The 21,677-nt window shown below is 71.5% G+C and carries 18 protein-coding genes and 2 pseudogenes; 17 read left to right on the forward strand and 3 right to left on the reverse strand.

Annotated elements, in window-relative coordinates; translation table 11 throughout:
* The 8 genes and pseudogenes from CA983_RS12930 to CA983_RS12965 form a co-directional block, all read left to right on the forward strand.
* Window positions 1-762: pseudogene (locus tag CA983_RS12930) on the forward strand (hypothetical protein); the annotation flags it as partial.
* A 170-nt stretch (window positions 763-932) separates the two neighbouring features.
* Window positions 933-1,775 (forward strand): nitrilase-related carbon-nitrogen hydrolase, encoded by an 843-nt coding sequence (locus tag CA983_RS12935; RefSeq protein ID WP_086601031.1) that lies wholly within the window; start codon window positions 933-935, stop codon window positions 1,773-1,775.
* A complete protein-coding gene (locus CA983_RS12940) occupies window positions 1,772-3,058 on the forward strand; it encodes an aspartate aminotransferase family protein (protein WP_086601032.1) in 1,287 nt (428 codons plus the stop codon). The genes CA983_RS12935 and CA983_RS12940 overlap by 4 nt, the downstream gene beginning before the upstream one ends.
* A gap of 28 nt (window positions 3,059-3,086) precedes the next feature.
* Window positions 3,087-4,661 (forward strand): PucR family transcriptional regulator, encoded by a 1,575-nt coding sequence (locus CA983_RS12945; protein ID WP_086601033.1) that lies wholly within the window; start codon window positions 3,087-3,089, stop codon window positions 4,659-4,661.
* A gap of 155 nt (window positions 4,662-4,816) precedes the next feature.
* Complete coding sequence (locus CA983_RS12950) at window positions 4,817-5,659, forward strand: nitrilase-related carbon-nitrogen hydrolase (RefSeq protein ID WP_086601034.1); 843 nt, start codon at window positions 4,817-4,819, stop codon at window positions 5,657-5,659.
* Between the two features lie 91 nt (window positions 5,660-5,750).
* Window positions 5,751-7,151 (forward strand): dihydropyrimidinase, encoded by a 1,401-nt coding sequence (gene hydA, locus CA983_RS12955; RefSeq protein ID WP_086601035.1) that lies wholly within the window; start codon window positions 5,751-5,753, stop codon window positions 7,149-7,151.
* An 11-nt stretch (window positions 7,152-7,162) separates the two neighbouring features.
* Window positions 7,163-8,185, forward strand: a complete 1,023-nt coding sequence (locus CA983_RS12960) for a TIGR03842 family LLM class F420-dependent oxidoreductase (RefSeq protein ID WP_086601036.1) — start codon at window positions 7,163-7,165, stop codon at window positions 8,183-8,185.
* Window positions 8,186-8,320: 135 nt separating this feature from the next.
* The gene (locus tag CA983_RS12965; protein ID WP_086601037.1) at window positions 8,321-9,847 is read left to right on the forward strand and encodes an NCS1 family nucleobase:cation symporter-1; all 1,527 of its coding nucleotides are present in this window, start codon (window positions 8,321-8,323) and stop codon (window positions 9,845-9,847) included.
* 26 nt (window positions 9,848-9,873) lie between these two features.
* On the opposite strand, the gene CA983_RS12970 is transcribed toward CA983_RS12965, so the two are convergent.
* The gene (locus tag CA983_RS12970; protein ID WP_086601038.1) at window positions 9,874-10,542 is read right to left on the reverse strand and encodes a hypothetical protein; all 669 of its coding nucleotides are present in this window, start codon (window positions 10,540-10,542) and stop codon (window positions 9,874-9,876) included.
* Window positions 10,543-10,767: 225 nt separating this feature from the next.
* On the opposite strand from CA983_RS12970, the gene CA983_RS12975 reads away from it, so the two are divergent.
* Window positions 10,768-11,277 (forward strand): DinB family protein, encoded by a 510-nt coding sequence (locus CA983_RS12975; protein WP_086601039.1) that lies wholly within the window; start codon window positions 10,768-10,770, stop codon window positions 11,275-11,277.
* Window positions 11,278-11,296: 19 nt separating this feature from the next.
* On the opposite strand, the gene CA983_RS12980 is transcribed toward CA983_RS12975, so the two are convergent.
* Window positions 11,297-11,998: a CPBP family intramembrane glutamic endopeptidase gene (locus CA983_RS12980; RefSeq protein ID WP_086601040.1), complete on the reverse strand. Its 702-nt coding sequence runs from the start codon at window positions 11,996-11,998 to the stop codon at window positions 11,297-11,299.
* Window positions 11,999-12,036: 38 nt separating this feature from the next.
* Between CA983_RS12980 and CA983_RS49180 the strand changes: the two are divergent.
* The 7 genes and pseudogenes from CA983_RS49180 to CA983_RS13015 all read left to right on the forward strand — a co-directional run.
* A pseudogene (locus CA983_RS49180) lies at window positions 12,037-12,570 on the forward strand (FAD binding domain-containing protein); the annotation flags it as partial.
* The gene (locus CA983_RS12990) at window positions 12,570-12,767 is read left to right on the forward strand and encodes a xanthine dehydrogenase family protein molybdopterin-binding subunit (protein WP_208636948.1); all 198 of its coding nucleotides are present in this window, start codon (window positions 12,570-12,572) and stop codon (window positions 12,765-12,767) included. The pseudogene CA983_RS49180 and the gene CA983_RS12990, both read left to right, overlap by 1 nt.
* A 113-nt stretch (window positions 12,768-12,880) precedes the next feature.
* Window positions 12,881-13,423, forward strand: coding sequence for an XdhC family protein (locus tag CA983_RS49495; protein WP_143645488.1), 543 nt, complete (start codon window positions 12,881-12,883; stop codon window positions 13,421-13,423).
* Entirely contained in the window at window positions 13,308-15,137 is a 1,830-nt protein-coding gene (locus CA983_RS13000) for a gamma-glutamyltransferase family protein (protein ID WP_167407365.1), read from the forward strand. Before CA983_RS49495 ends, CA983_RS13000 begins: the two co-directional genes overlap by 116 nt.
* Window positions 15,138-15,279: 142 nt before the next feature.
* Complete coding sequence (locus tag CA983_RS13005) at window positions 15,280-16,125, forward strand: inositol monophosphatase family protein (protein WP_086601042.1); 846 nt, start codon at window positions 15,280-15,282, stop codon at window positions 16,123-16,125.
* Between the two features lie 150 nt (window positions 16,126-16,275).
* Window positions 16,276-17,685 carry a phytoene desaturase family protein gene (locus CA983_RS13010; RefSeq protein ID WP_086601043.1) on the forward strand — a complete coding sequence of 470 codons (1,410 nt, stop codon included), beginning with the start codon at window positions 16,276-16,278 and terminating at the stop codon, window positions 17,683-17,685.
* The gene (locus CA983_RS13015) at window positions 17,682-18,230 is read left to right on the forward strand and encodes an O-acetyl-ADP-ribose deacetylase (RefSeq protein WP_086601044.1); all 549 of its coding nucleotides are present in this window, start codon (window positions 17,682-17,684) and stop codon (window positions 18,228-18,230) included. Before CA983_RS13010 ends, CA983_RS13015 begins: the two co-directional genes overlap by 4 nt.
* A gap of 217 nt (window positions 18,231-18,447) precedes the next feature.
* On the opposite strand, the gene CA983_RS13020 is transcribed toward CA983_RS13015, so the two are convergent.
* A complete protein-coding gene (locus tag CA983_RS13020) occupies window positions 18,448-20,493 on the reverse strand; it encodes a SpoIIE family protein phosphatase (RefSeq protein ID WP_086601045.1) in 2,046 nt (681 codons plus the stop codon).
* A 152-nt stretch (window positions 20,494-20,645) separates the two neighbouring features.
* On the opposite strand from CA983_RS13020, the gene CA983_RS13025 reads away from it, so the two are divergent.
* A complete protein-coding gene (locus CA983_RS13025; protein ID WP_086601046.1) occupies window positions 20,646-21,476 on the forward strand; it encodes an alpha/beta fold hydrolase in 831 nt (276 codons plus the stop codon).
* Window positions 21,477-21,677 lie beyond the last annotated feature (201 nt).

Consider the following 21,677-nt stretch of genomic DNA (forward strand, 5'->3'; position numbering starts at 1 on the left):
GCCCCCCAGCCCGTCACCCCCAAGCAACGCAAGCGTCGCCGCGGCAGTGCCCGTTTCGCCGGGATGGTCGAGGAGGACGCCGCACCCGTCGCCGTGCCGCCCGCTGCCGTGCCGCTGCTCCCTGAACCCGCCCCCGTGACCGGCCGCCGTAAGCCGCGTGGTGCGCGGTTCGCCGGGGCCGCCGACGAGGTGGGGGAGGCGCGGGAGGAGCCGCAGGTCGTGGCCGTCGGTGGGGCGGAGCGGAGGGACGTCGTGCAAGCCGTCGAGGCGCTCGCGCGGCTGCGGAAGGAAGGGCGAAGCGGCGAGGCGCATGCCCTGCTGGTCGAGGCCGCGACCTGGGCCCCGGCCCGGTTTCCGCTGCTCGCGGACGAGCTGGAGCGGGCCGGGCTGGGCGCGGACTGGCAGACCCTGCTCTGGGAGGCCGCCTCGCTGCCCGCCGGGCGGCTGGTCGCCGCGGCGGACGCGCTGGGCGCGGCCGGGCGGGTGGGAGACGGACAGCAGATGCTGCGGCAGGGCGTCGCCCGGCCCCCCGGCGAGATCGGACAGGCCGTCCTCGGACTCGTCGCCGAGGGGCGTCACCGCGAGGTGCGCGCGCTGCTCGACGCGTACGTCAGGGCCCGCACCCCCGAGGAGGCGGCCCGCAGCGCCGAGCCCGGCCCGCAGACCCTCGTACCGCTCCTGCTGGAGGCCGCGCAGGGCGTGTCGGACGAGCGCCGCTGGGACCTCCTCCACGCTCTCCGGGTCGCCGGATTCCCTGCCTGACCGGGCATGTCGTGCCCCCGGCGACTCACCCACAGGAGTGCGAATGGCGCCCGGCCCAGCGGGTTGGCGACGATGGTCTTGGCAAGCCCGGGCCGGAGGCTTACGTTCGTGGCTCTACGGCCCGCTTCTACGGGCGTAGAGGCGCTGACGTCGCGTCGAAGGAGCAGCTCATGGCCAACGTCGTACGTGCCGCCCTGGTCCAGGCCACCTGGACCGGCGACACCGAGTCCATGGTGGCGAAACACGAGGAGCACGCCCGCGAGGCGGCCCGCCGGGGCGCGAAGATCATTGGCTTCCAGGAAGTCTTCAACAGCCCCTACTTCTGTCAGGTCGAGGAGCCGGAACACTACCGCTGGGCCGAGCCGGTGCCCGACGGGCCGACCGTGCGGCGCATGCGGGCACTCGCGCGCGAGACCGGCATGGTGATCGTCGCGCCGGTGTTCGAGGCGGAGCAGCCCGGTTTCTACTACAACACCGCGGCCGTGATCGACGCCGACGGCACCTACCTCGGCAAGTACCGCAAGCACCACATCCCGCAGCTCAAGGGCTTCCGCGAGAAGTTCTACTTCAAGCCCGGCAACCTGGGCTGGCCCGTCTTCGACACGGCGGCCGGCAAGGTCGGCGTCTACATCTGCTACGACCGCCACTTCCCGGAGGGCTGGCGGGAGCTCGGCCTGGCCGGCGCCCAGCTGGTCTACAACCCCTCCGCCACGCACCGGAGCCTGTCGTCCCACCTGTGGCGGCTGGAGCAGCCGGCGGCGGCCGTCGCCAACGCGTACTACATCGCGGCGATCAACCGGGTCGGGCAGGAGGAGTACGGCGACAACGACTTCTACGGGACGAGCTACTTCGTCGACCCCCGCGGGCAGTTCGTGGGGGACCTCGCCGGCGACAGCCAGGAGGAGCTCCTGATCCGGGACCTGGACCTCGACCTCATCGAAGAAGTGCGGCAGACGTGGGCCTTCTACCGCGACCGCCGCCCCGACGCCTACGAAGGACTGGTGCAGCCGTGACCGACGACCTGCTGGGCCGCCACCGGGCCGTGCTCCCCGACTGGCTCGCCCTCTACTACGAGGACCCGATCGAGATCACCCACGGCGAGGGCCGCCACGTCTGGGACGCCCACGGCAACCGGTACCTCGACTTCTTCGGCGGCATCCTCACCACGATGACCGCGCACGCCCTGCCCGAGGTGACCAAGGCGGTGAGCGAGCAGGCCGGGCGGATCATCCACTCCTCGACCCTCTACCTCAACCGGCCGATGGTGGAACTCGCCGAGCGGGTGGCCCAGTTGAGCGGCATCCCGGATGCCCGTGTCTTCTTCACCACCTCCGGGACCGAGGCCAACGACACCGCACTGCTGCTCGCCACGGCCTACCGGCGCAGCAACACGGTCCTGGCCATGCGCAACAGCTACCACGGCCGCTCCTTCAGCTCGGTCGGCATCACCGGCAACCGCGGCTGGTCCCCGACCTCGCTGTCCCCGCTCCAGACCCTGTACGTCCACGGCGGGGTGCGCACCCGCGGCCCGTACGCCTCCCTCAGCGACGACGACTTCATCGCGGCCTGCGTCGACGACCTGGTGGACCTGCTCGGGCACACCCGCGCGCCGGCCGCACTGATCGCCGAACCCATCCAGGGCGTCGGCGGCTTCACGTCACCGCCGGACGGGCTGTACGCCGCCTTCCGCGAGGTGCTGCACGAGCGCGGCATCCTGTGGATCGCCGATGAGGTGCAGACCGGCTGGGGCCGCACCGGCGAGCACTTCTGGGGCTGGCAGGCCCACGGGCAGAACGGGCCGCCGGACATCATGACCTTCGCCAAGGGCATCGGCAACGGCATGTCCATCGGCGGTGTCGTCGCCCGCTCCGAGATCATGAACTGCCTGGACTCCAACAGCATCTCCACGTTCGGCGGCACCCAGATCACCATGGCGGCGGGCCTGGCCAACCTCACCTACCTGCTGGAACACGACCTCCAGGGCAACTCCCGGCGCGTCGGCGGCCTGCTCATCGAGCGGGTCCGGGCCGCCGCCGCGCAGGTGCCGGCCGTACGGGAGGTGCGCGGCCGCGGGCTGATGATCGGCATCGAGATCACCAAGCCGGGGACCGACGAGGCCGACCCGCAGGCCGCGGCGGCCGTCCTGGAGGCGGCCCGCGAGGGCGGCCTGCTGATCGGCAAGGGCGGCGGCCACAACACCACCTCGCTGCGGGTCGCCCCGCCGCTGTCCCTCAACGTCGCGGAGGCCGAGGAGGGCGCCGCGATCCTCGAGAACGCTCTGAGGAGCATCCAGTAGCAGTGAACTGAGGCAAGGGAAGTCCGCCATGACCACCACCCCGGACATCTGGGAGCCCCTGGAACCGGCCCTGTCGGTCCGCCAGGTCCTCACCCTCGAGCGGGTGCTCGCCGGGGAGCCCGAGGTGGTGGCCGGCGCGAGCCATCTCGACCGGCCGGTGCGCTGGGTGCACGTCGCCGAGGCCGCCGACGTCGGCGTGATGCTCAGCGGCGGCGAGATGGTCCTCACCACCGGCGTGCTGCTCGCCGGTGACGAGGAGAAGCAGGCCGAGTACGTCCGGTCGCTGCACCGCGCGGAGGCCGCCGCCGTCGTCCTCGGACTCGGCCGCGCCTTCCCCACCGCACCGGACGTGATGCGCCGGGCGGCCGAGCGGTGCGGGCTGCCGATGGTCGTCCTGCACCGGCCCTTCCCCTTCGCCGAGCTGACCGAGGAGGTCCAGTCACGGCTCGTGCGGCGCAAGTTCGCCGCCGTCAGCCTCTCCGAGGCCGTCCGCACCGAACTCACCGCCCTCATCACCGCGGGCGCCCCGCTGCAACGCCTGCTCGACGAGGTCGCCCGGCACAGCGCCTGCCCGGTCGTCGTCACCAACCTCGCCCACCGCGTCCTCGGCACGGCGGGGGAGCGGCCGGCGGTGGACGACGTGCTGCGCGACTGGGAGCGCATAGCCCGCCAGGCCGGCGGCACCGAGGGCGACGGCTGGATCCGGGCCGAACTCGGCGGACGCGGGGAGCGGTGGGGCCGGATCGTGCTGTGCGGCTACCGCGGGGACACCGCCACCGGACGGCTGCTGGCCGACCGCGCCGCCGAGTCCCTCGTCCTGCACCGCATGCTCGGCGGCGGCGCCGCGTGCTCCTGGGAGGAGCAGTCCGCGCAGAGCCTGCTGACCGACCTGGTCAGCGGCGTCGTACCGGCACGGCAGCTGCTGCCCCGGGCGCGCGCGGCCGGGCTGCCGGTCAACCGGCGGACGTTCGTGCCGCTGGTCGTCCGCGACGGCGACACCCCCCGGCTCGACCGGCTGCTGCGCCTGCTCGGCCTGCCCGGGCTGGTCGCCGAACTGGCCGACGGAGCCACCGCCGTGCTGCTCAGCCTCCCCCGCGACCAGGACGCGGGCGCACTCGCCGCGCACTTCGCGGCCCGGCTGCGCACCGAGTCCGGCCGGGCCCGCACGGTCGTCGCCGCGGCCGACCCCCGGGTCGTCTGGGACGACGTCCCCGCCGGACTGCGCGAGGCCCAGCACGTGGCGGACGCCGTCGCCGGCTCCGCCACCGCCCTCGACCTCCCGCCGGTCGTCCGCCTGCGGGACGTCCATCTGCGCGGCCTGATCCGGCTGCTGCGCGACGACCCGCACGTGCAGTCCTTCGCCGAGCGGGAGCTGGACGGGCTGCTGGGCGAGACCGAGGAGGACCTGCTGTCCGTGCTGCGCACCTACCTCGCCACCGGCCGCAACAAGTCCCGGACCGCCCAGCTCCACCACGTCTCGCGGCCCGCCCTCTACCGCCGCCTGGAAGCCATACAGGTCCGCCTCGGAGTGGACCTCGACGACTTCGAGCAGGCCGCCTCGGTGCACATCGCACTCCTCGCGCACGACGCGCAACAGCAGTGAAACACCCGACCACCTGGGAAAACGGCGGTGAAACATGGGCTCACGGCAGAGTGACACGGTGACACGCCGCACGCCCCCAGACGTGACACGGTGCAACTCAAACAGATCTTCACGACTTCCTAGGCTCACGGCACACCGAGCGACCGGAGGTCCCGATGAGCCGAGTGATCCGTGCAGCCGTCTTCCAGACCGCCTGGACGGGCGACAAGGAGTCGATGATCCAGGTCCACGAGCAGGCGGTCCGCGACGCCGCCGCGCAGGGTGCTCAAGTCCTGTGCTTCCAGGAGCTGTTCTACGGACCGTACTTCTGCCAGGTCCAGGACCCGGCCTTCTACGAGTACGCCGAGCAGATCCCCGAGGGCCCGATCGTCCGCCGCTTCCAGGCCCTCGCCGAGGAACTGGGCATCGTCCTGGTCCTGCCGATGTACGAAGAGGAACAGCCCGGCGTCCTCTACAACACCGCCGCCGTGATCGACGCGGACGGCTCCTACCTCGGCAAGTACCGCAAGACGCACATCCCGCAGGTCAGGGGCTTCTGGGAGAAGTTCTACTTCCGCCCGGGCAACAGCGGCTGGCCGATCTTCGACACCGCCGTCGGCAGGATCGGCGTCTACATCTGCTACGACCGCCACTTCCCCGAGGGCTGGCGGGCGCTCGGCCTCGCGGGCGCCGAGATCGTCTTCAACCCCTCGGCCACGTCCCGAGGCCTGTCCGGCTACCTCTGGCAGCTGGAACAGCCGGCGGCGGCCGTCGCCAACGAGTACTTCGTGGGCGCGATCAACCGGGTGGGGGTGGAGGAGTACGGCGACAACGACTTCTACGGGACGTCGTACTTCGTCGACCCGGAGGCCCAGTTCGTCGGCGAGGTGGCCAGCGACAAGGAGCCCGAACTGGTCGTGCGGGACCTGGACATGGCCAAACTCCGCGAGGTCCGCGACCGCTGGCAGTTCTACAGGGACCGCGCACCTGGAACGTACGGTCCGCTGACGGCCCCTTAGGGGCGCGGGGCTGCATTCGACATGCGGCTACCGCCGCGTGGGCGCGACCAGCCACGAACAACCGCCACGTGCACACCGCGAGGAGCGACCAATGACCCGTACAGTCATCCGCGGCGGCCTCGTCATCACCGCATCCGACGAGATCCACGCCGACGTCCTGATCGAGGACGGCCGCATCGCCGCCCTCGCGACCTCCCACACCCCCACCGCAGAGTCCTTCACCGCCGACCGAGTCATCGACGCCACAGGAAAGTACGTCATCCCCGGCGGCGTGGACGCCCACACCCACATGGAGCTGCCCTTCGGCGGCACCTTCGCCTCCGACACCTTCGAGACCGGCACCCGCGCCGCCGCCTGGGGCGGCACGACCACGATCATCGACTTCGCCGTGCAGAGCGTCGGGCACAGCCTGCGCGAGGGCCTCGACGCCTGGCACGCCAAGGCCGAGGGCAACTGCGCCATCGACTACGGCTTCCACATGATCGTCTCCGACGTGAACCAGGAGACGCTCAAGGAGATGGACCTGCTGATCGAGGAGGGCGTGACGTCCTTCAAGCAGTTCATGGCCTACCCGGGCGTCTTCTACAGCGACGACGGCCAGATCCTGCGCGCCATGCAGCGCTCCGCCGAGAACGGCGGCCTGATCATGATGCACGCCGAGAACGGCATCGCGATCGACGTCCTGGTCGAGCAGGCGCTGGCCCGGGGCGAGACCGACCCGCGCTACCACGGCGAGGTCCGCAAGGCACTGCTGGAGGCCGAGGCCACCCACCGTGCCATCAAGCTCGCGCAGGTCGCGGGCGCGCCCCTGTACGTCGTCCACGTCTCGGCGATGGAAGCGGTCGCCGAGCTGGCCCGGGCCCGCGACGAGGGACTGCCCGTCTTCGGCGAGACCTGCCCGCAGTACCTCTTCCTGTCCACCGACAACCTCGCCGAGCCGGACTTCGAGGGCGCGAAGTACGTGTGCAGCACCCCGCTCAGGCCTCGCGAGCACCAGGCCAAGCTGTGGCAGGGCCTGCGCACGAACGACCTCCAGGTCGTCTCCACCGACCACTGCCCCTTCTGCTTCACCGGACAGAAGGAACTCGGCCGGGGCGACTTCTCCAAGATCCCCAACGGCCTCCCGGGCGTCGAGAACCGTATGGACCTGCTCCACCAGGCGGTCCTCGACGGGCACATCTCGCGCCGCCGCTGGATCGAGATCGCCTGCGCCACCCCGGCCCGGATGTTCGGCCTGTACCCGAAGAAGGGCACCATCGCGCCGGGTGCCGACGCCGACGTCGTCATCTACGACCCGCATGCCGAGCAGGTCATGTCGGCCGAGACGCACCACATGAACGTCGACTACTCGGCCTACGAGGGCAAGCGCGTCACCGGCCGGGTCGAGACGGTCCTCTCGCGCGGCGAACCCGTCATCACCGAGCGGGAGTACACCGGGCACACCGGGCACGGCGTCTACACCCCGCGTTCCACCTGTCAGTACCTCAACTAGGAGTGGTGCGGATGGACTTCGGACTCGTCCTGCAGACCGACCCGCCGGCCTCGCGGGTCATCAGCCTGATGAAACGCGCGGAACGGAACGGATTCTCCTACGGCTGGACCTTCGACTCCGCCGTGCTGTGGCAGGAGCCGTTCGTGATCTACAGCCAGATCCTGGCCAACACCACGAAACTGAAGGTCGGGCCGATGGTGACCAACCCGGGCACCCGCACCTGGGAGGTCACCGCCTCCACCTTCGCCACCCTCAACGACATGTACGGCAACCGCACGGTCTGCGGCATCGGCCGCGGCGACTCGGCGATGCGCGTGGCCGGCCGCAAGCCCAACACGCTGGCCCGGATCAGCGAGGCCATGAAGGTCATCCGGGCCCTCGGCAGCGGCCAGGAGGCCGACCTCGGCGGCGGCACGGTCGTCCGGTTCCCGTGGATCAGGCCGGGCGCCGAACTCCCCGTGTGGATGGCCGCGTACGGCCCCAAGGCCCTGAAGATGACCGGCGAGGAGGCCGACGGGTTCATCCTCCAGCTGGCCGACCTGTATCTGACCGAGTACATGGTCAAGGCCGTGAAGGACGCTGCCGTCGCCGCCGGCCGGGACCCGTCCGAGGTGACCGTCTGCGTGGCCGCCCCCGCCTACGTAACCGAGGACGACTCGCCCGAGGCGCTCGCCCACGCGCGCGACCAGTGCCGGTGGTTCGGCGGGATGGTCGGCAACCACGTGGCCGACCTGGTGTCCAAGTACGGCGAGCACTCCGCAGCCGTCCCCGACGAACTCACCGACTACATCAAGGCACGCGAGGGCTACGACTACTCCCACCACGGCCGCGCCGGCAACCCCGACACCCAGTTCGTGCCCGACGAGATCGTCGACCGATTCTGCCTGATCGGCCCGGCCGAGAAGCACGTCGAGAAGCTGAACGCGCTGCGCGCGCTCGGCGTGGACCAGTTCGCCGTCTACGACATGCACGACGCGCAGGAAGCCGTGATCGACGCGTACGGATCACGGGTGATCCCGGCCGTCAACGGCTGACCCCCTTCGCGGCACACCCTTTGATCTCCCCCTTCCCGCGGCCCGGGAAGGGGGCCGGGACGCTCCCGAGCGCACCCCCCATCGGCATCACCCGCATGGCCTTTCCCGTCCCGCCTCCCCTGATTGGCCTGGCCCATGACCGATACCGCTCCCACGGCCCCACCGCCGCCCACCCAAGTCACCCTCGCCGACGGCCGGGTGGAGATCGCCCCGGGCGCCCCGGCACCGACCGGTCCCTACGCCAACGAGGACCTGCTGCCGGTTCCCGTCGAGAAGCGCACCTGGACGACGTACAACTTCTCCGCGCTGTGGGTCGGCATGGCCCACAACACGGCCTCCTGGACCCTGGCCTCCGGACTCATAGCCGTCGGCATGGACTGGAAGCAGGCGGTGCTCACCATCGCCCTGGCCAATGTGATCGTGCTGATACCGATGCTGCTCACCGGGCACGCCGGACCCAAGTACGGCATACCCTTCCCGGTCTTCGCCCGTGCCTCCTTCGGCATCCGCGGGGCCAACCTGCCCGCCGTCGTACGGGCGCTGGTGGCGTGCGGCTGGTTCGGGATCCAGACCTGGATCGGCGGCGAGGCCATCTACTTCCTGGCCGGCAAGCTCGTCGGCAGCGGCTGGACCGACGCGGCGAAGGTCGGCGGCTACGCCTGGACCATGTGGCTGTCGTTCGCGATCTTCTGGGCGCTCCAGGTGGTCATCATCTACCGGGGAATGGAGACCATCCGCCGCTTCGAGAACTGGGCGGCGCCCTTCGTGCTCGTCGGCGCGTTCGTGATGCTGTGGTGGATGAGCGACAAGGCGGGCGGCTTCGGTCCGTTGTTCGACCAGCCGTCGAAGCTCGGCTGGGGCCCGGACTTCTGGAAGCTGTTCGCTCCCGCCCTCATGGGCATGATCGGTTTCTGGTCCACGCTGTCGCTGAACATCCCCGACTTCACCCGCTACGGCAAGAGTCAGAAGGCGCAGACGTGGGGTCAGGCCCTCGGTCTGCCGACGACGATGACGCTGTTCGCGTTCCTGTCCGTGATGGTCACCTCCGGCTCACAGGCGGTCTACGGCGAGGCGATCTGGGACCCGGTACAGCTCGCGGCCAAGACCGACAATACGGTGGGCCTGCTGTTCGCCCTCGTCACCGTCCTGGTGGCGACGCTGTCCGTCAACGTCGCGGCCAACCTGGTCTCGCCCGCGTTCGACTTCTCCAACATCGCGCCCCGGAAGATCAGTTTCCGGGCGGGCGCGCTCGCCACCTGCGTCCTTGGCGTGCTGATCTTCCCGTGGAAGCTGTACTCCGACCCGCAGGGCTACATCTTCACCTGGCTCGGCTTGGTCGGCGGCCTGCTCGGCACCGTCGCGGGCATCCTCATCGCCGACTACTGGATCCTGCGCCGCGCCAAGCTCGACCTGACCGACCTGTACCGCACGGGCGGGCGCTACTGGTACGAGGGCGGCTGGAACTGGCGGGCCGTCGTCGCCTTCGCGGTCGGAGGCGTCCTCGCCGTCGGCGGCGCCAGCTTCAAACCGCTGATCGACGGCCGCCCCATCCCGGCACTGGCCGGCCTGGCCGACTACGGCTGGGCGGTGGGCCTGGGCACGTCGATGGTGCTGTACCTGGTGCTGATGGCGGCACGGGGCCGGGCCCGGACCCTCGTCTGACCGCGGACACGGACGCTGGAGGACGGTCAGCCCTTGCCGTTCTCCAGCGCGGCCACCGCTTCCTTCGCGGCCTTGATGGCGCCCTTGTTGATCGTGTCCGTGCTCGGTGCCTTCTTCGACTCGAAGTCACTGCCGTTGTACGTGATGATCACCAGCGCGTTGGACGCGCGGACGAACACCTGGCCCTCGCGGGTCTCCTGCTTGTCCTCGGTGGTGAGGTTGACGATGGAGTACGCGGTGTCACCCAGACCGGGGACCGCGCCTCCGCCGCTCTTCTCCTCGGTGCGCCCCTTGTAGGCCTTCTCCGCCGCCTCGTCCGACTCCATCACCTCGAAGGACACGTCGAGCCAGCGGTAGTTGTACCCCTTGAGCGCGTTCCAGGAGCAGGTGCGGCGCAACTGCGTGTCCGTGGACGGGATCTCCTTCCCGGCCGTCTTGGCACCCGGCACCAGCGACTCGACCGTCTTCCTGGCGACGCTGTCGCACGGCGCCGGCGCGGCCGAGTAGGTCTTCGACACCGTCGACGTCGACGGGGCGGACGCGGACTGGGTCCCGGTCTTCTCGTCGGCCGGCTTGTGCTCGGCGGCCTGCGGCGCGGCGAGCGGACCGGACGACAGGGCCCAGCCCGCCGCGGCGAGCACGGCCACCGGGGACAGGCGTGCGGTCAGGGCCAGGGGCAGAGGTAGGGAACGCACGGCGCCCTTCTCGTGGGGGACGGACGGTGCGGATCAGGTCCGCACGGCGGACGGGACGACAGTTTCACATGACTCTCTGTGGTGCGAAAGTGCGAACTCGCTCCGTGGCTGCGTGGTGACGGTGACTCACTGTCGACGGTCGTGGTTTCGGTCGGTTCGGCGGTCACTGGGTGGTTTGTCATCGCACGGGTCGCGCAGGAGGCCGAGCAGCCTATCGTTGCGGACATGATCTTCCAGCCGACGACGGACCCCGCCGTCTTCCACGCCACGCTCCGCGACCAGTTCGAGACGTTCCTCGATGAACATCGCTCCGCGCTGCACGACAGTCTGAACGGGCTGACCGAAGAGCAGGCACGCCGGTCACTGGTCACGTCCAAGACCACGCTGCTCGGCCTGGTCAAGCACGCCACGTTCGTCGAGAAGGTCTGGTTCGACGAGGGGACAACCTGCCGATCCCGTGCCGAGATCGGCATTCCCGACACGCCCGACGAGTCGTTCGACCTCCACGACGACGACACGATCACCTCGGTCCAGCACGCCTACCAGCAGGCATGCGCGGCATCCCGTCGCGCCACGGCAGAGCTGACGCTGGACGACCTCATACTGGGCAACCGCCGGGGCCCGCTGCCGCTGCGCTGGGTCTACCTCCACACACTGCGCGAACTGGCCCAGCACTGCGGCCACGCCGACATCCTCCGCGAGCAAGTCCTCGGCGACACGACACCCCAAGGCTGAAGCGGGGACCGTCCGGCGTTCACAGCACGTCCCCCTCGCCCCTCCAACGAAGTACTGCCCAGGCCAGCGCATAGCCGAAGCCGTTGAGGGCCCAGTGCAGCGCCGCGGGCGCCAGCAGACTTCCGGACCGGCGCCGCAGCTCGCACAGGACGACCCCGGCCGCGGTCGTGGCGACCACGGCGGCCGCGACCGACAGCACGGTGCCCGTCGGTCCGGTGCCGAGGACCGCTACGGCCGCGTTGGCCCGGCTCAGCCCGCGCGAGGGAAGCACATGCCAGAGCCCGAACAGCACTGACGACACCGCGGTGGCCCAGGCAGTACCGCGCCGACGCCGCACCATGGCCCACAGGACGCCGCGGAAGGCGATCTCCTCCAGCAGCACGGTGCCGACCGGCACCCGGACCAGCACCCGCCACAACAGCTCCCCCACGGTCAGGCCGGCGGCGCGTTCGTCCTCGAAGGCCTCCCTGGTGGCCGGCAGAGCGAGCCCGACCAGAAAAACGGCGAGAACCGCGCCCACCAGCACCGATGACCACCGCAGCCCCCGGTACAGGGCAGCCGTGTCGAGCCCGAGATCGGCGCGGGTGAGACCGTCCCACCGGGCGATCAGCAGCAGTGCGGCAGCCGCGGCGACGCACGTGGGTACGTAGGCGCCGGGCGCGAGCCAATTGTTGAGCAGGTTCGCGGCCACCAGGACGGCGAGGACACAGAACATCCGCATGGTGTCTTCAGCATCCCGCTTCCGTTCACCCTTCCGATCTCGCGGTCGCCCTGCGTGTCCTGGACGTCAGGATTCACACGCTCGGCCCGGGCGGCGCGCGGACCATCGCCATGGCCGACTTCCACCGGGCGCCCGAGGACACTCCGCACATCGAGAACCCCCTGCGACACGGTGAGCTGGTCACCGCGGTCGAGGTGCCGTTGCCGGCCCCGGGAACCCGCCAGCGCTACCTGAAGGTGCGCGACCGCGCCGGCTTCGAGTTCGCGGTCGTGTCCGTCGCCGCCGTGCTGCGGATGAACGGCCGAGCCGTCGACGAGGCCCGCCTCGCCTTCGGGGGTGTGGCCACCCGCCCCTGGCGCTCCTCCGAGGCTGAAGCCGCCCTGCGGGGTCAGGCGCTGACCCGGCGGCGCATCGCGGCGGCCGGACGCGTTCTGGTCCGGGACGCCCAGCCGCGCGAGGACAACGAGTTCAAGGTCGAGCTGGTGCAGCGCGCGGTTTCACGCTCTTCGAGCACACCCTCGTCGACCCCGCGACGGCGAGGATCGTCAACCCGAACCTCTCCGGCTACCTGATGCCGGTCGACGCCGACGTCCCCGACATCCAGGTGCAGTTCATCGACGAGCCCGACCCGGCCAGCGACGCTCTGGGCGCCCGCGGCTTCGGCGAGACCCCCATGACCGGGGTCACCGCCGCCATCACCAACGCCGTCTTCCACGCCACCGGCAAGCGCGTGCGCGACCTGCCTCTCACCCACGACGAGCTGCTGTGACGGCCACGACGGCGTCTGGGACGCACTGTACGAGGCCTGGTCGTCCGGCGAGAGATCCGGTCTGGCGACTGTGGTACGCACCTTCGGCTCCGCTCCGTGCCCGGCAGGGTCAGATGGAATCCGTGCGGGCCGGCACCCCCGTAGCCGTCGCCACCGTGCTCAGCCATCCGCGTCCGGAGGCCGTCGGTACACATGTGGCCCTGCGCGCCGACGACCACTACGGCAGCCTGCGCCCGCCGCACACCCCACCGGACCTGATGGACGACGCACGGGCACTGCTGCGCAACGGTGACAGCGCGCTGCTGAGCTACGACACCGAGGACATCCGAATCTTCGTACTCCTGACCTCCACCAGAGTTTTGGGTTCCGTGTGGGTGGAATATCGCGAGGAGGCGATGAGCGCCGCGTCGGTTCCGCGGAGGGGGTCCGTGATCAGGAGGGTCCGTCGCCTGCCTGGGAGCCCATTGTGCCTGGTCAGAGGGGGCAGCGTCGGTCTGCCTCGCAGAGGACCGTCGACGTACACGAACACCGAGGTCAGGTATGCAGTTCACGACTCGACCCACCCTGAGTGGCACCTTCGGCATGGTGTCCTCCACCCACTGGCTCGCCTCGCAGTCGGCGATGGCCGTCCTGGAGGACGGCGGCAACGCCTGTGACGCGGCCGTGGCGGGCGCGTTCGTGCTGCATGTCGTCGAGCCGCACCTCAACGGCCCGGCCGGCGAGGTGCCGATCCTGCTCGCCCCGGCCGGCGGCGAGGTACGGGTGCTGTGCGGGCAGGGCGTCGCACCGGCCGGGGCGACGGTCGCCCACTACCGGGGCCTCGGCCTGAACCTCGTCCCCGGCACCGGGCCGCTCGCCGCCGCCGTGCCGGGTGCCTTCGACGCCTGGATGGTGCTGCTGCGCGACCACGGCACCAAGTCCCTCGCCGACGTCCTGAAGTACGCCATCGGATACGCCGAGCACGGGCACGCGCCCGTGGAGCGTGTCGGCGAGACCGTCGAGACCGTGCGCGAGCTGTTCGAGACGGAGTGGACCTCGTCGGCGGAGGTCTACCTGCCCGGCGGAAAGGCCCCGCGCCCCGGCGAGCTGCTGCGCAACCCGGCCCTCGCCGCCACCTGGAAGCGCCTGCTCGCCGAGACCGCCGGGGCCGGGGACCGGGAGGCGCGGATCGAGGCCGCGCGGGAGGTGTGGCGCTCCGGCTTCATAGCCGAGGCCCTGGTACGGCAGGCCCGGCAGCCCACCCTGGACACCAGCGGCGAACACCACACCGGCACCCTCACGGCCGCCGACCTCACCGCGTGGTCCGCGACCTACGAGACACCGGTGTCGTACGACTGGAACGGCTGGACCGTGTGCAAGCCGGGCCCCTGGAGCCAGGGCCCGGTCCTCCTCCAGCAGCTCGCCCTCCTCCCGCCCGAGCTGCCCCGGTACGGCTCGGCCGACTACGTCCACCTGCTGGTCGAGGGCTGCAAACTCGCCATGGCCGACCGGGAGGCCTGGTACGGGGACGCCGCCGACGTGCCGCTCGACGACCTGCTGTCCGACGGGTACAACACGGCCCGCCGCGCCCTCGTCGGTGAGAAGGCGAGCCACGACCTGCGGCCCGGCAGCCCCGGCGGACGCACCCCGCGACTGTGCGCCCACGCGCGCGTGGCGGCCGCCGCCCAGGAGGGCTTCGATGCCTTGGGTGTCGGTGAGCCGACGGTCGCCAAGAGCCCCACGTCCCCCGTGCCGGGCGAACCGGAGGTCACCGCCGACGGGGCCACCCGCGGCGACACCTGCCACCTCGACGTCGTCGACCGCTGGGGCAACATGGTCTCGGCCACGCCCAGCGGCGGCTGGCTCCAGTCCAACCCCGTCGTGCCCGAACTCGGCTTCCCGCTCGGCACCCGGCTCCAGATGGCCTGGCTGGAGGAGGGCCTGCCGAACTCCCTCACCCCCGGCCGCCGCCCCCGCACCACGCTGACACCCTCGATCGCCCTGTGCGAGGGCGTGCCCGTCATGGCGTTCGGCACACCGGGCGGCGACCAGCAGGACCAGTGGCAGCTGCACTTCCTCCTGGCGGTCGCACTGCGCGCGCGGGTGCGCGGCGGTCTGGACCTCCAGGGCGCGATCGACGCCCCGAACTGGCACAACGACAGCTTCCCCGGCTCCTTCTACCCGCGCGGCATGCGCCCGGGGAGCGTCACAGTGGAGTCGCGCACGGACCCGGCCGTCGTCGAGGAGCTGCGGCGGCGCGGCCACGAGGTGACCGTCGGCGGCCCCTGGTCGGAGGGCCGGCTGTGCGCGGTCGCGCGGGACCCGGAGACGGGCGTCCTGTCGGCGGCGGCGAACCCGCGCGGCATGCAGGGCTACGCGGTGGGGCGGTGATCGCCGAGGCCCCTGGGTGTGGAGCCCCACGGACCCGTCGCTTGGGTGTGGAGCCCCACGGACCCGTCGCTGTTCATCGTGATGCCACCCGGAGTGCACCGGGCGGGTGGGGATTGTCAGTGCGGCGTGTTGTGATGGAGGGGTGATCGACAGCACCGAAACCATCGAAGAGTTTCTCGCACAGCACGCCTCCGACGTCGAGGAGGAGATCCGCAGGGCGGCCGCCGCCGAGATCATGCCGCGCTGGCGCCGGCTCGCCGCACACGAGGTGGACCAGAAGGCCGGCCCGCACGACCTGGTGACGGACGCCGACCGCAAGGCCGAGCTGTACCTGACCGAGGCGCTGGTCGCCCTGCTGCCCGGCTCGGTCGTGGTCGGGGAGGAGGCGGTCCACGCGAACCCGGTGTCCTACGAGGCGCTGCGCGGCGACGCCCCGGTCTGGATCGTCGACCCGGTCGACGGGACACGGCAGTTCGTGCACGGCGAGCCGGGTTTCTGCACCCTGGTCGCGCTGGCCCACGGCGGCACCCTGCTCGCGTCCTGGACCTACGCCGCCGCCAGTGACCGGCTCGCCACCGCCCAGCGGGGCAAGGGCGCCTACCTCGACGGGGAGCGGCTGTTCGCCGGTGTGCCCGAGCCCGGCCGGGACCTCCGCGTGGCCACCTCCCACCCGGACTACACGACGGACGAGCAGAAGCACGCCCTGCTCGGCCTGCGCACCGACGGTGTGGCACCGCGCTCGTGCGGCTCGGCCGGGCTGGAGTATCTCGCCATCGCCCAGGGCGAGTCCGACGCCACTGCCTTCTCGTGGGAAGCCGCATGGGATCACGCGGCCGGTCTGCTCCTGGTCGAGGAGGCGGGCGGCGCCCACCTGACCCTCGCGGGCGAGCCCTTCCGCATCACGGGCGGCAACGCCCTGCCCTTCACCGCGGCCCGCGACGCGGCCACGGCCCGCCGGGTGGTGGCACTGCTGGCGGGCGGAGCCTGACCGTCACGGACCGTGCACGTCCTGTCGCCCAGGTGGCACTCCGGTCGTCCTGCCCGCAGGAATCCACCCGCGGCCGGTGACTGTCAGTCCCCGGGCCTATCCTGATCCTCAGTGGCCGTCGGTTGACGAAGGGGTCCGAAGGTGCCGTCGATGCTCGATGCCGTCGTAGTGGGTGCGGGGCCGAACGGACTGACCGCGGCCGTGGAGCTGGCCCGCCGCGGCTTCTCCGTCGCCGTCTTCGAGGCCCAGGGCACGGTGGGCGGCGGCGCCCGCACCGAGGAGCTCACCCTGCCGGGCTTCCGGCACGACCCGTGCTCCGCGGCGCACCCGCTCGCCATCAACTCACCCGCGTTCCGCGCCCTGCCGCTGGAGCGCTACGGCCTGGAATGGCTGCACGCCGGGCTCCCCATGGCGCACCCCTTCCCGGACGGCTCGGCCGCCGTACTGGCCCGGTCGGTGGGGGAGACGGCCGCCTCCTTCGGGCCGCGTGACGCCGGGACGTACCGCAGGCTCGTCGAGCCCTTCCTGCCCAGGTGGGACGCGCTGGTCCGCGACTTCATGTCCCTGCCGCTCACCGCGCTGCCCCGCGACCCGGTCACCCTCGCCCGCTTCGGACTGGTCGGCCTGCCTCCGTCTACCCTGCTGGTGCGCCGTTTCCGCGACGAACCGGCCAGGACGCTGTTCGCCGGGCTCGTCGCGCATGTCATGGCACCGCTCGGCGGCTTCGCCACCAGTGCCATCGGCCTGGTCTTCGCCCTCGCGGCACACGCCCGCGGCTGGCCCGTCGCCCGCGGCGGCTCCCAGGCCATCTCCGACGCCCTCGCCGCCTACCTGCGCGACCTCGGCGGCAGTGTCCACACCGACTACGAGGTCAAGCGCCTCGACGACCTGCCGCCGGCCCGCGCGTACGTCTTCGACACCTCACCCACCGCCCTGTCCCGCATCGCCGGCTTCGGCAGCCACTACGCGGACTACCGCTACGGACCGGGCGCCTTCAAGATCGACTACGCGCTGGACGGCCCCGTGCCGTGGACCGCGAAGGAGGCCCGCGTCGCCGGCACGGTGCAGATCGGCGCCAGCCACGCGGAGATCGGGACGGCCCTGCGCGCGGCGTCCCGGGAGGGCCGGGCCCCCGACAAACCGTTCCTGATCACGGTCCAGCCGAGCGTCGTCGACCCCACCCGGGCCCCGGCGGGCAAGCACGTCTTCTGGGCCTACGGCCACGTCCCGCACGGCTGGACCGGCGACCTCACCGACGCCGTCGAGCGCCAACTGGAGCGTTTCGCCCCGGGGTTCCGCGACCGCGTCCTGGCCCGCGCCACCGCGGGCCCGCCCCAACTCGCCGCCCGCAACGCCAACTACGTCGGGGGCGACATCGCCTCCGGCGCGGTCTCCGGCCTCCAGATCCTGCTGCGCCCCAAAATGACCCTGTTCCCGTACCACACCCCCCACCCGGCCGTCTTCATCTGCTCGTCGGCGACCCCGCCGGGCCCCGGCGTGCACGGCATGTCGGGGCACAACGCGGCGAAGGCCGTCTGGAAGCGACTGAGGCAGACATGACCACCATCGAACTGGTCCAGGGCGACATCACACGCGAGAGCGTGGACGCCATCGTCAACGCGGCCAACTCCTCGCTGCTGGGCGGGGGAGGGGTCGACGGAGCGATCCACCGGCGCGGCGGCCCCGCCATCCTGGAGGAGTGCCGTAGGCTGCGCGCCTCCCTCCCCCAAGCTCTCAACTCCGTTCGAGCAGGGGGGACCCCCATCGGCAAGGGCCTGCCCACCGGTCAGGCCGTCGCCACGACCGCGGGCAATCTGGACGCCCGCTGGGTCATCCACACGGTCGGCCCCGTCTTCAGCGCGACCGAGGACCGCTCCGCCCTCCTCGCCTCCTGCTACCGCGAGTCCCTCCGCGTCGCTGACGAACTCGGCGCCCGGACCGTCGCCTTCCCGGCCATCTCCACCGGCGTCTACCGCTATCCGATGGAGGACGCCGCGCGCATCGCGGTGGACACGGTGCGCGCGACGAAGACCGACGTCGAGGAGGTCAGGTTCGTCCTCTTCGACGAGCAGGCGTACGAGGCGTTCGCCCGACAACTGCGCTGACGCCAGCAGCCCGCGGTCAACCCGTGAGGTACCCGCTCAGGTCCCGGCAGGACAGGTCCGGCCGTGCTCGCACCGCCGGCGCCAGGTGCGGCCAGCCGCTGATGTCGCGTCGCATCTGGCGGTCGTGGGTCGCCACGACGACGGCCGCGTCCGTGCTGTGCAGCGCTTCGGGTAGAGAACGTAACTCACACGAAAACGCTAACAGTTGGCGTCCCGCTCAGGCGCGGGTGCGGACCAGCAGCAGCGCGACGTCGTCGTCGGGCTCCGGGCTCAGCGCGCTCAGGAGGCTGTCACTGGTCCGTTGCAGGCTGGGCCCCGCGTTCCCCAGAAGGCGGGTCAGCGTGGTGAGGCCGGTGTCGATCGGCTCCCCGCGTTTCTCGACCAGACCGTCGGTGTACAGGGCGAGCAGGGAACCGGGCGCGAGCTTCAGTTCCACGGTGCCGAACTCCACTCCGCCCACCCCCAGCGGCACGCCGCCGGGCACCTCGACGAGTGTCGCGCCGCCGTTCGCCCCGGCGAGCACGGGCGGCAGATGACCGGCGCTGGACAGCGAGCAGATGCCGGCCCGCAGGTCGCACACCGCGTACACGCACGTGGCGATCGCGTCGCCGAGCGAACCGGCGATGTCGTCCAGGTGCCGCAGCAACTCGGCGGGCGGCAGGTCCAGCCGGGCCAGCGCTCGCGTCGCCGTGCTCAGCTGCCCCATGATCGCCGCGGCCTGGACGCCCTTGCCCATGACATCGCCCACCACGAGCCCGGTGCGACCCGGGCCCAGCGGCAGCACGTCGTACCAGTCGCCGCCGACCTCGCTGAGCGCCGGGCGGTAGCGGGCGGCGATGTCGAGCCCCTCCCGCTCGGCGGGCGTGGTCGGGAGCAGGCTGCGCTGGAGCGTCAGGGCGGTGCCGCGTTCCCGGCCGTAGAGGCGGGCGTTGTCGATGCAGATCGCGGCCCGCGCGGCGAGCTCCGAGGCGAGCGCCTGGTCCCGGTCGTCGAAGGGGCGTTCGTCGACCGTGCGGTACAGCGTGAGGGTGCCGAGCACCTTGCCCCGGGCCACCAGCGGCACCGCCATGTAGGAGTGCGCGCCGGCCTCCTGCAGGGTCTGGGCGGCCCGCGCGTCCCGGGCGATGCGCCGCATCATCTTCGGGTCCACGCGCTCGACGAGGACGGGGCGGGCCCTGCGGACGCACTGCGTGATGATCCGCGACGAGGCATAGGTGGCCAGCTCGCCGACCGGGTCCGCGGCGTGGATGGCGTCGGTCGGGTAGCCCGCCGCGACGGCCAGCGCCCGGAACTCGGCGGGCGCGCCGCCCGACACCGGCACGATCGTGCCGTGGGCCACGACCGACTCCAGGACGTCCACGGCGGCCAGGTCCGCGAGGTGCGACACGACCACGTCGGCCAGCTCCCGGGCCGTCTGCTGAAGGTCCAGCGTGGTGCCGATCCGCACCCCGGCGTCGGCGATCACCGACAGGTGCTGGCGTGCCTGCGCGACCTCCGCCGCGGCCTGCTGGCGCTCGGTGACGTCCAGCACGGCCATCGCGAGCCCGAGCACCCGGCCGTCGGTGTCCTCGATGCGGTGGTACGACTCCGAGTAGGCGCGGTCGTGGTCGTCCGCCGCCGTGCGGCCGATGGTCTGCTGGTCGAGCAGGGGTCTGCCGGTCTTGAGGACGTGCCGCATCCGGGCCTCGATGGCCTCGACGTCCAGGCCGGGCAGCACCTCGCCGAGCCGGCGGCCCAGCAAGGCCTCCTCGGGCACCCCGTTGATCCGCTCCAGCGCGGGGTTGACGCCGACCCAGCGCAGGTCGTTGTCGAAGACGGCGATGCCGAGCGGGGTCTGGTTGACGAGGCTGTGGGAGAGGGCGAGGTCCCGCTCCACCTTCCGTACGGTCGTCGCGTCCGTGGCGAGCCCCAGCAGGTGGGGTTGCCCCTGGCTGTCGAGGAGCCGCATCGTGCGGAACTCCACGGCGCGTTCCGTGCCGTCGCGGTGCCGCAGCGGGAAGACACCGGCCCAGCGGTCCCCAGCTCTGACCTGGGCGAAGAGCTCCCTGCCCCGGGTGCGGTTCTCGGGCGCGACCAGGAGTGTGTCGGCGCGCTGCCGCAGGGCCTCCTCGGCGGTGTAGCCGAGCAGCTGCTCGATCTCGGGGCTCCACAGGGCGATGTGCCCGCCGCCGTCCAGGACGACGGCCGCGACCTTCAGCAGGTCCAGCAGCCCGCCGGGCGCGGCCGTGACGGCGTCGCGATCCGAGGTCGCATACCCGTTCATGCGAGCCGCTCCTTCCGGCGCGGCAAAAGGTCCGGCCAAGATCCGTTGCGCAGGCTGTCCGATGAGGTCACATTACGGTCGGAGGAGCGACACTGTCGCGCCGAAATGACAAATAATCGCGGGTCGGTGCACGGAGCGAGGGAGCGGGAATCTTGGCTGACTGGACGTTGAAGGAGAGCCTGGCCACCACGTCGGGGATCGTGCGCTGGGACCGGCTCGGGGATCCCGGCGGCGAGCCGGTCGTGCTGCTGCACGGGACGCCCTTCTCCTCGTACGTGTGGCACGAGACCGCTCCCGCGCTCGCCGCCGCCGGGCATCACGTGCACGTGTGGGACATGGCGGGCTACGGCACCTCCGACATGCACCCGGACCAGGACGTCTCACTGGGGGCCCAGGGCCGGATCTTCACCGAGCTGCTGGCGCACTGGGGCCTGGAGGAGCCGTCCGTCGTCGCGCACGACTTCGGCGGGTGCGTGGCCCTGCGCGCCCATCTGCTGCACGGGGCCCGCTACCGGCGGCTCGCGCTGGTCGACCCGGTGGCCCTGGAACCCTGGGGTTCCCCCTTCTTCCGTCTGGTCGGCGAGCACAGCCACGTCTTCGAGCAGCTCCCGGCGGCGCTGCACCAGGCCCTGGTGCGCGAGTACGTCACGTCCGCGAGCCACACCGGCCTGCGGCCCGCCGCGCTGGACGCGCTCGTGCGGCCCTGGACGGGGGAGCGGGGCCAGGCCGCCTTCTACCGGCAGATCGCGCAGGCCGACCAGCGCTACACCGACGACATCCAGCCGTTGTATCCCACTCTCGACCTGCCCGTGACGGTCTGCTGGGGCACCGAGGACACCTGGGTCCCCTTCGCCAAGGGGCAGGAACTGGCCGCCCTGATCCCGGGCGCGCGGCTGGTGCCCGTCCCGGAGTCCGGCCACCTCGTCCCGCTGGACGCACCCGCCCGGCTGACGAGCGAGGTGCTCACCTTCCTCGGGGCCTGAAGGCGCCTGACACGAGAGAACCATCAGGACCGCACAAAGTCCGACGGGGTCATTGCTTCGGTTGTGTTCGAGTCCTAGGGTGTGCCTGCTCAGCAGTTGCTTCGTCACCGTCAGTTGCACACGGTCCCAACAGAAACACCCATCACGGGAGTTGAGGATCGAATCTGACGTGCCCTCAGTCCGTGCAGCACCCTGTCGAAC

This window comes from Streptomyces swartbergensis, from assembly GCF_002148965.1.
In the GTDB taxonomy this organism is placed as follows: Bacteria; Actinomycetota; Actinomycetes; order Streptomycetales; family Streptomycetaceae; genus Streptomyces; species Streptomyces swartbergensis.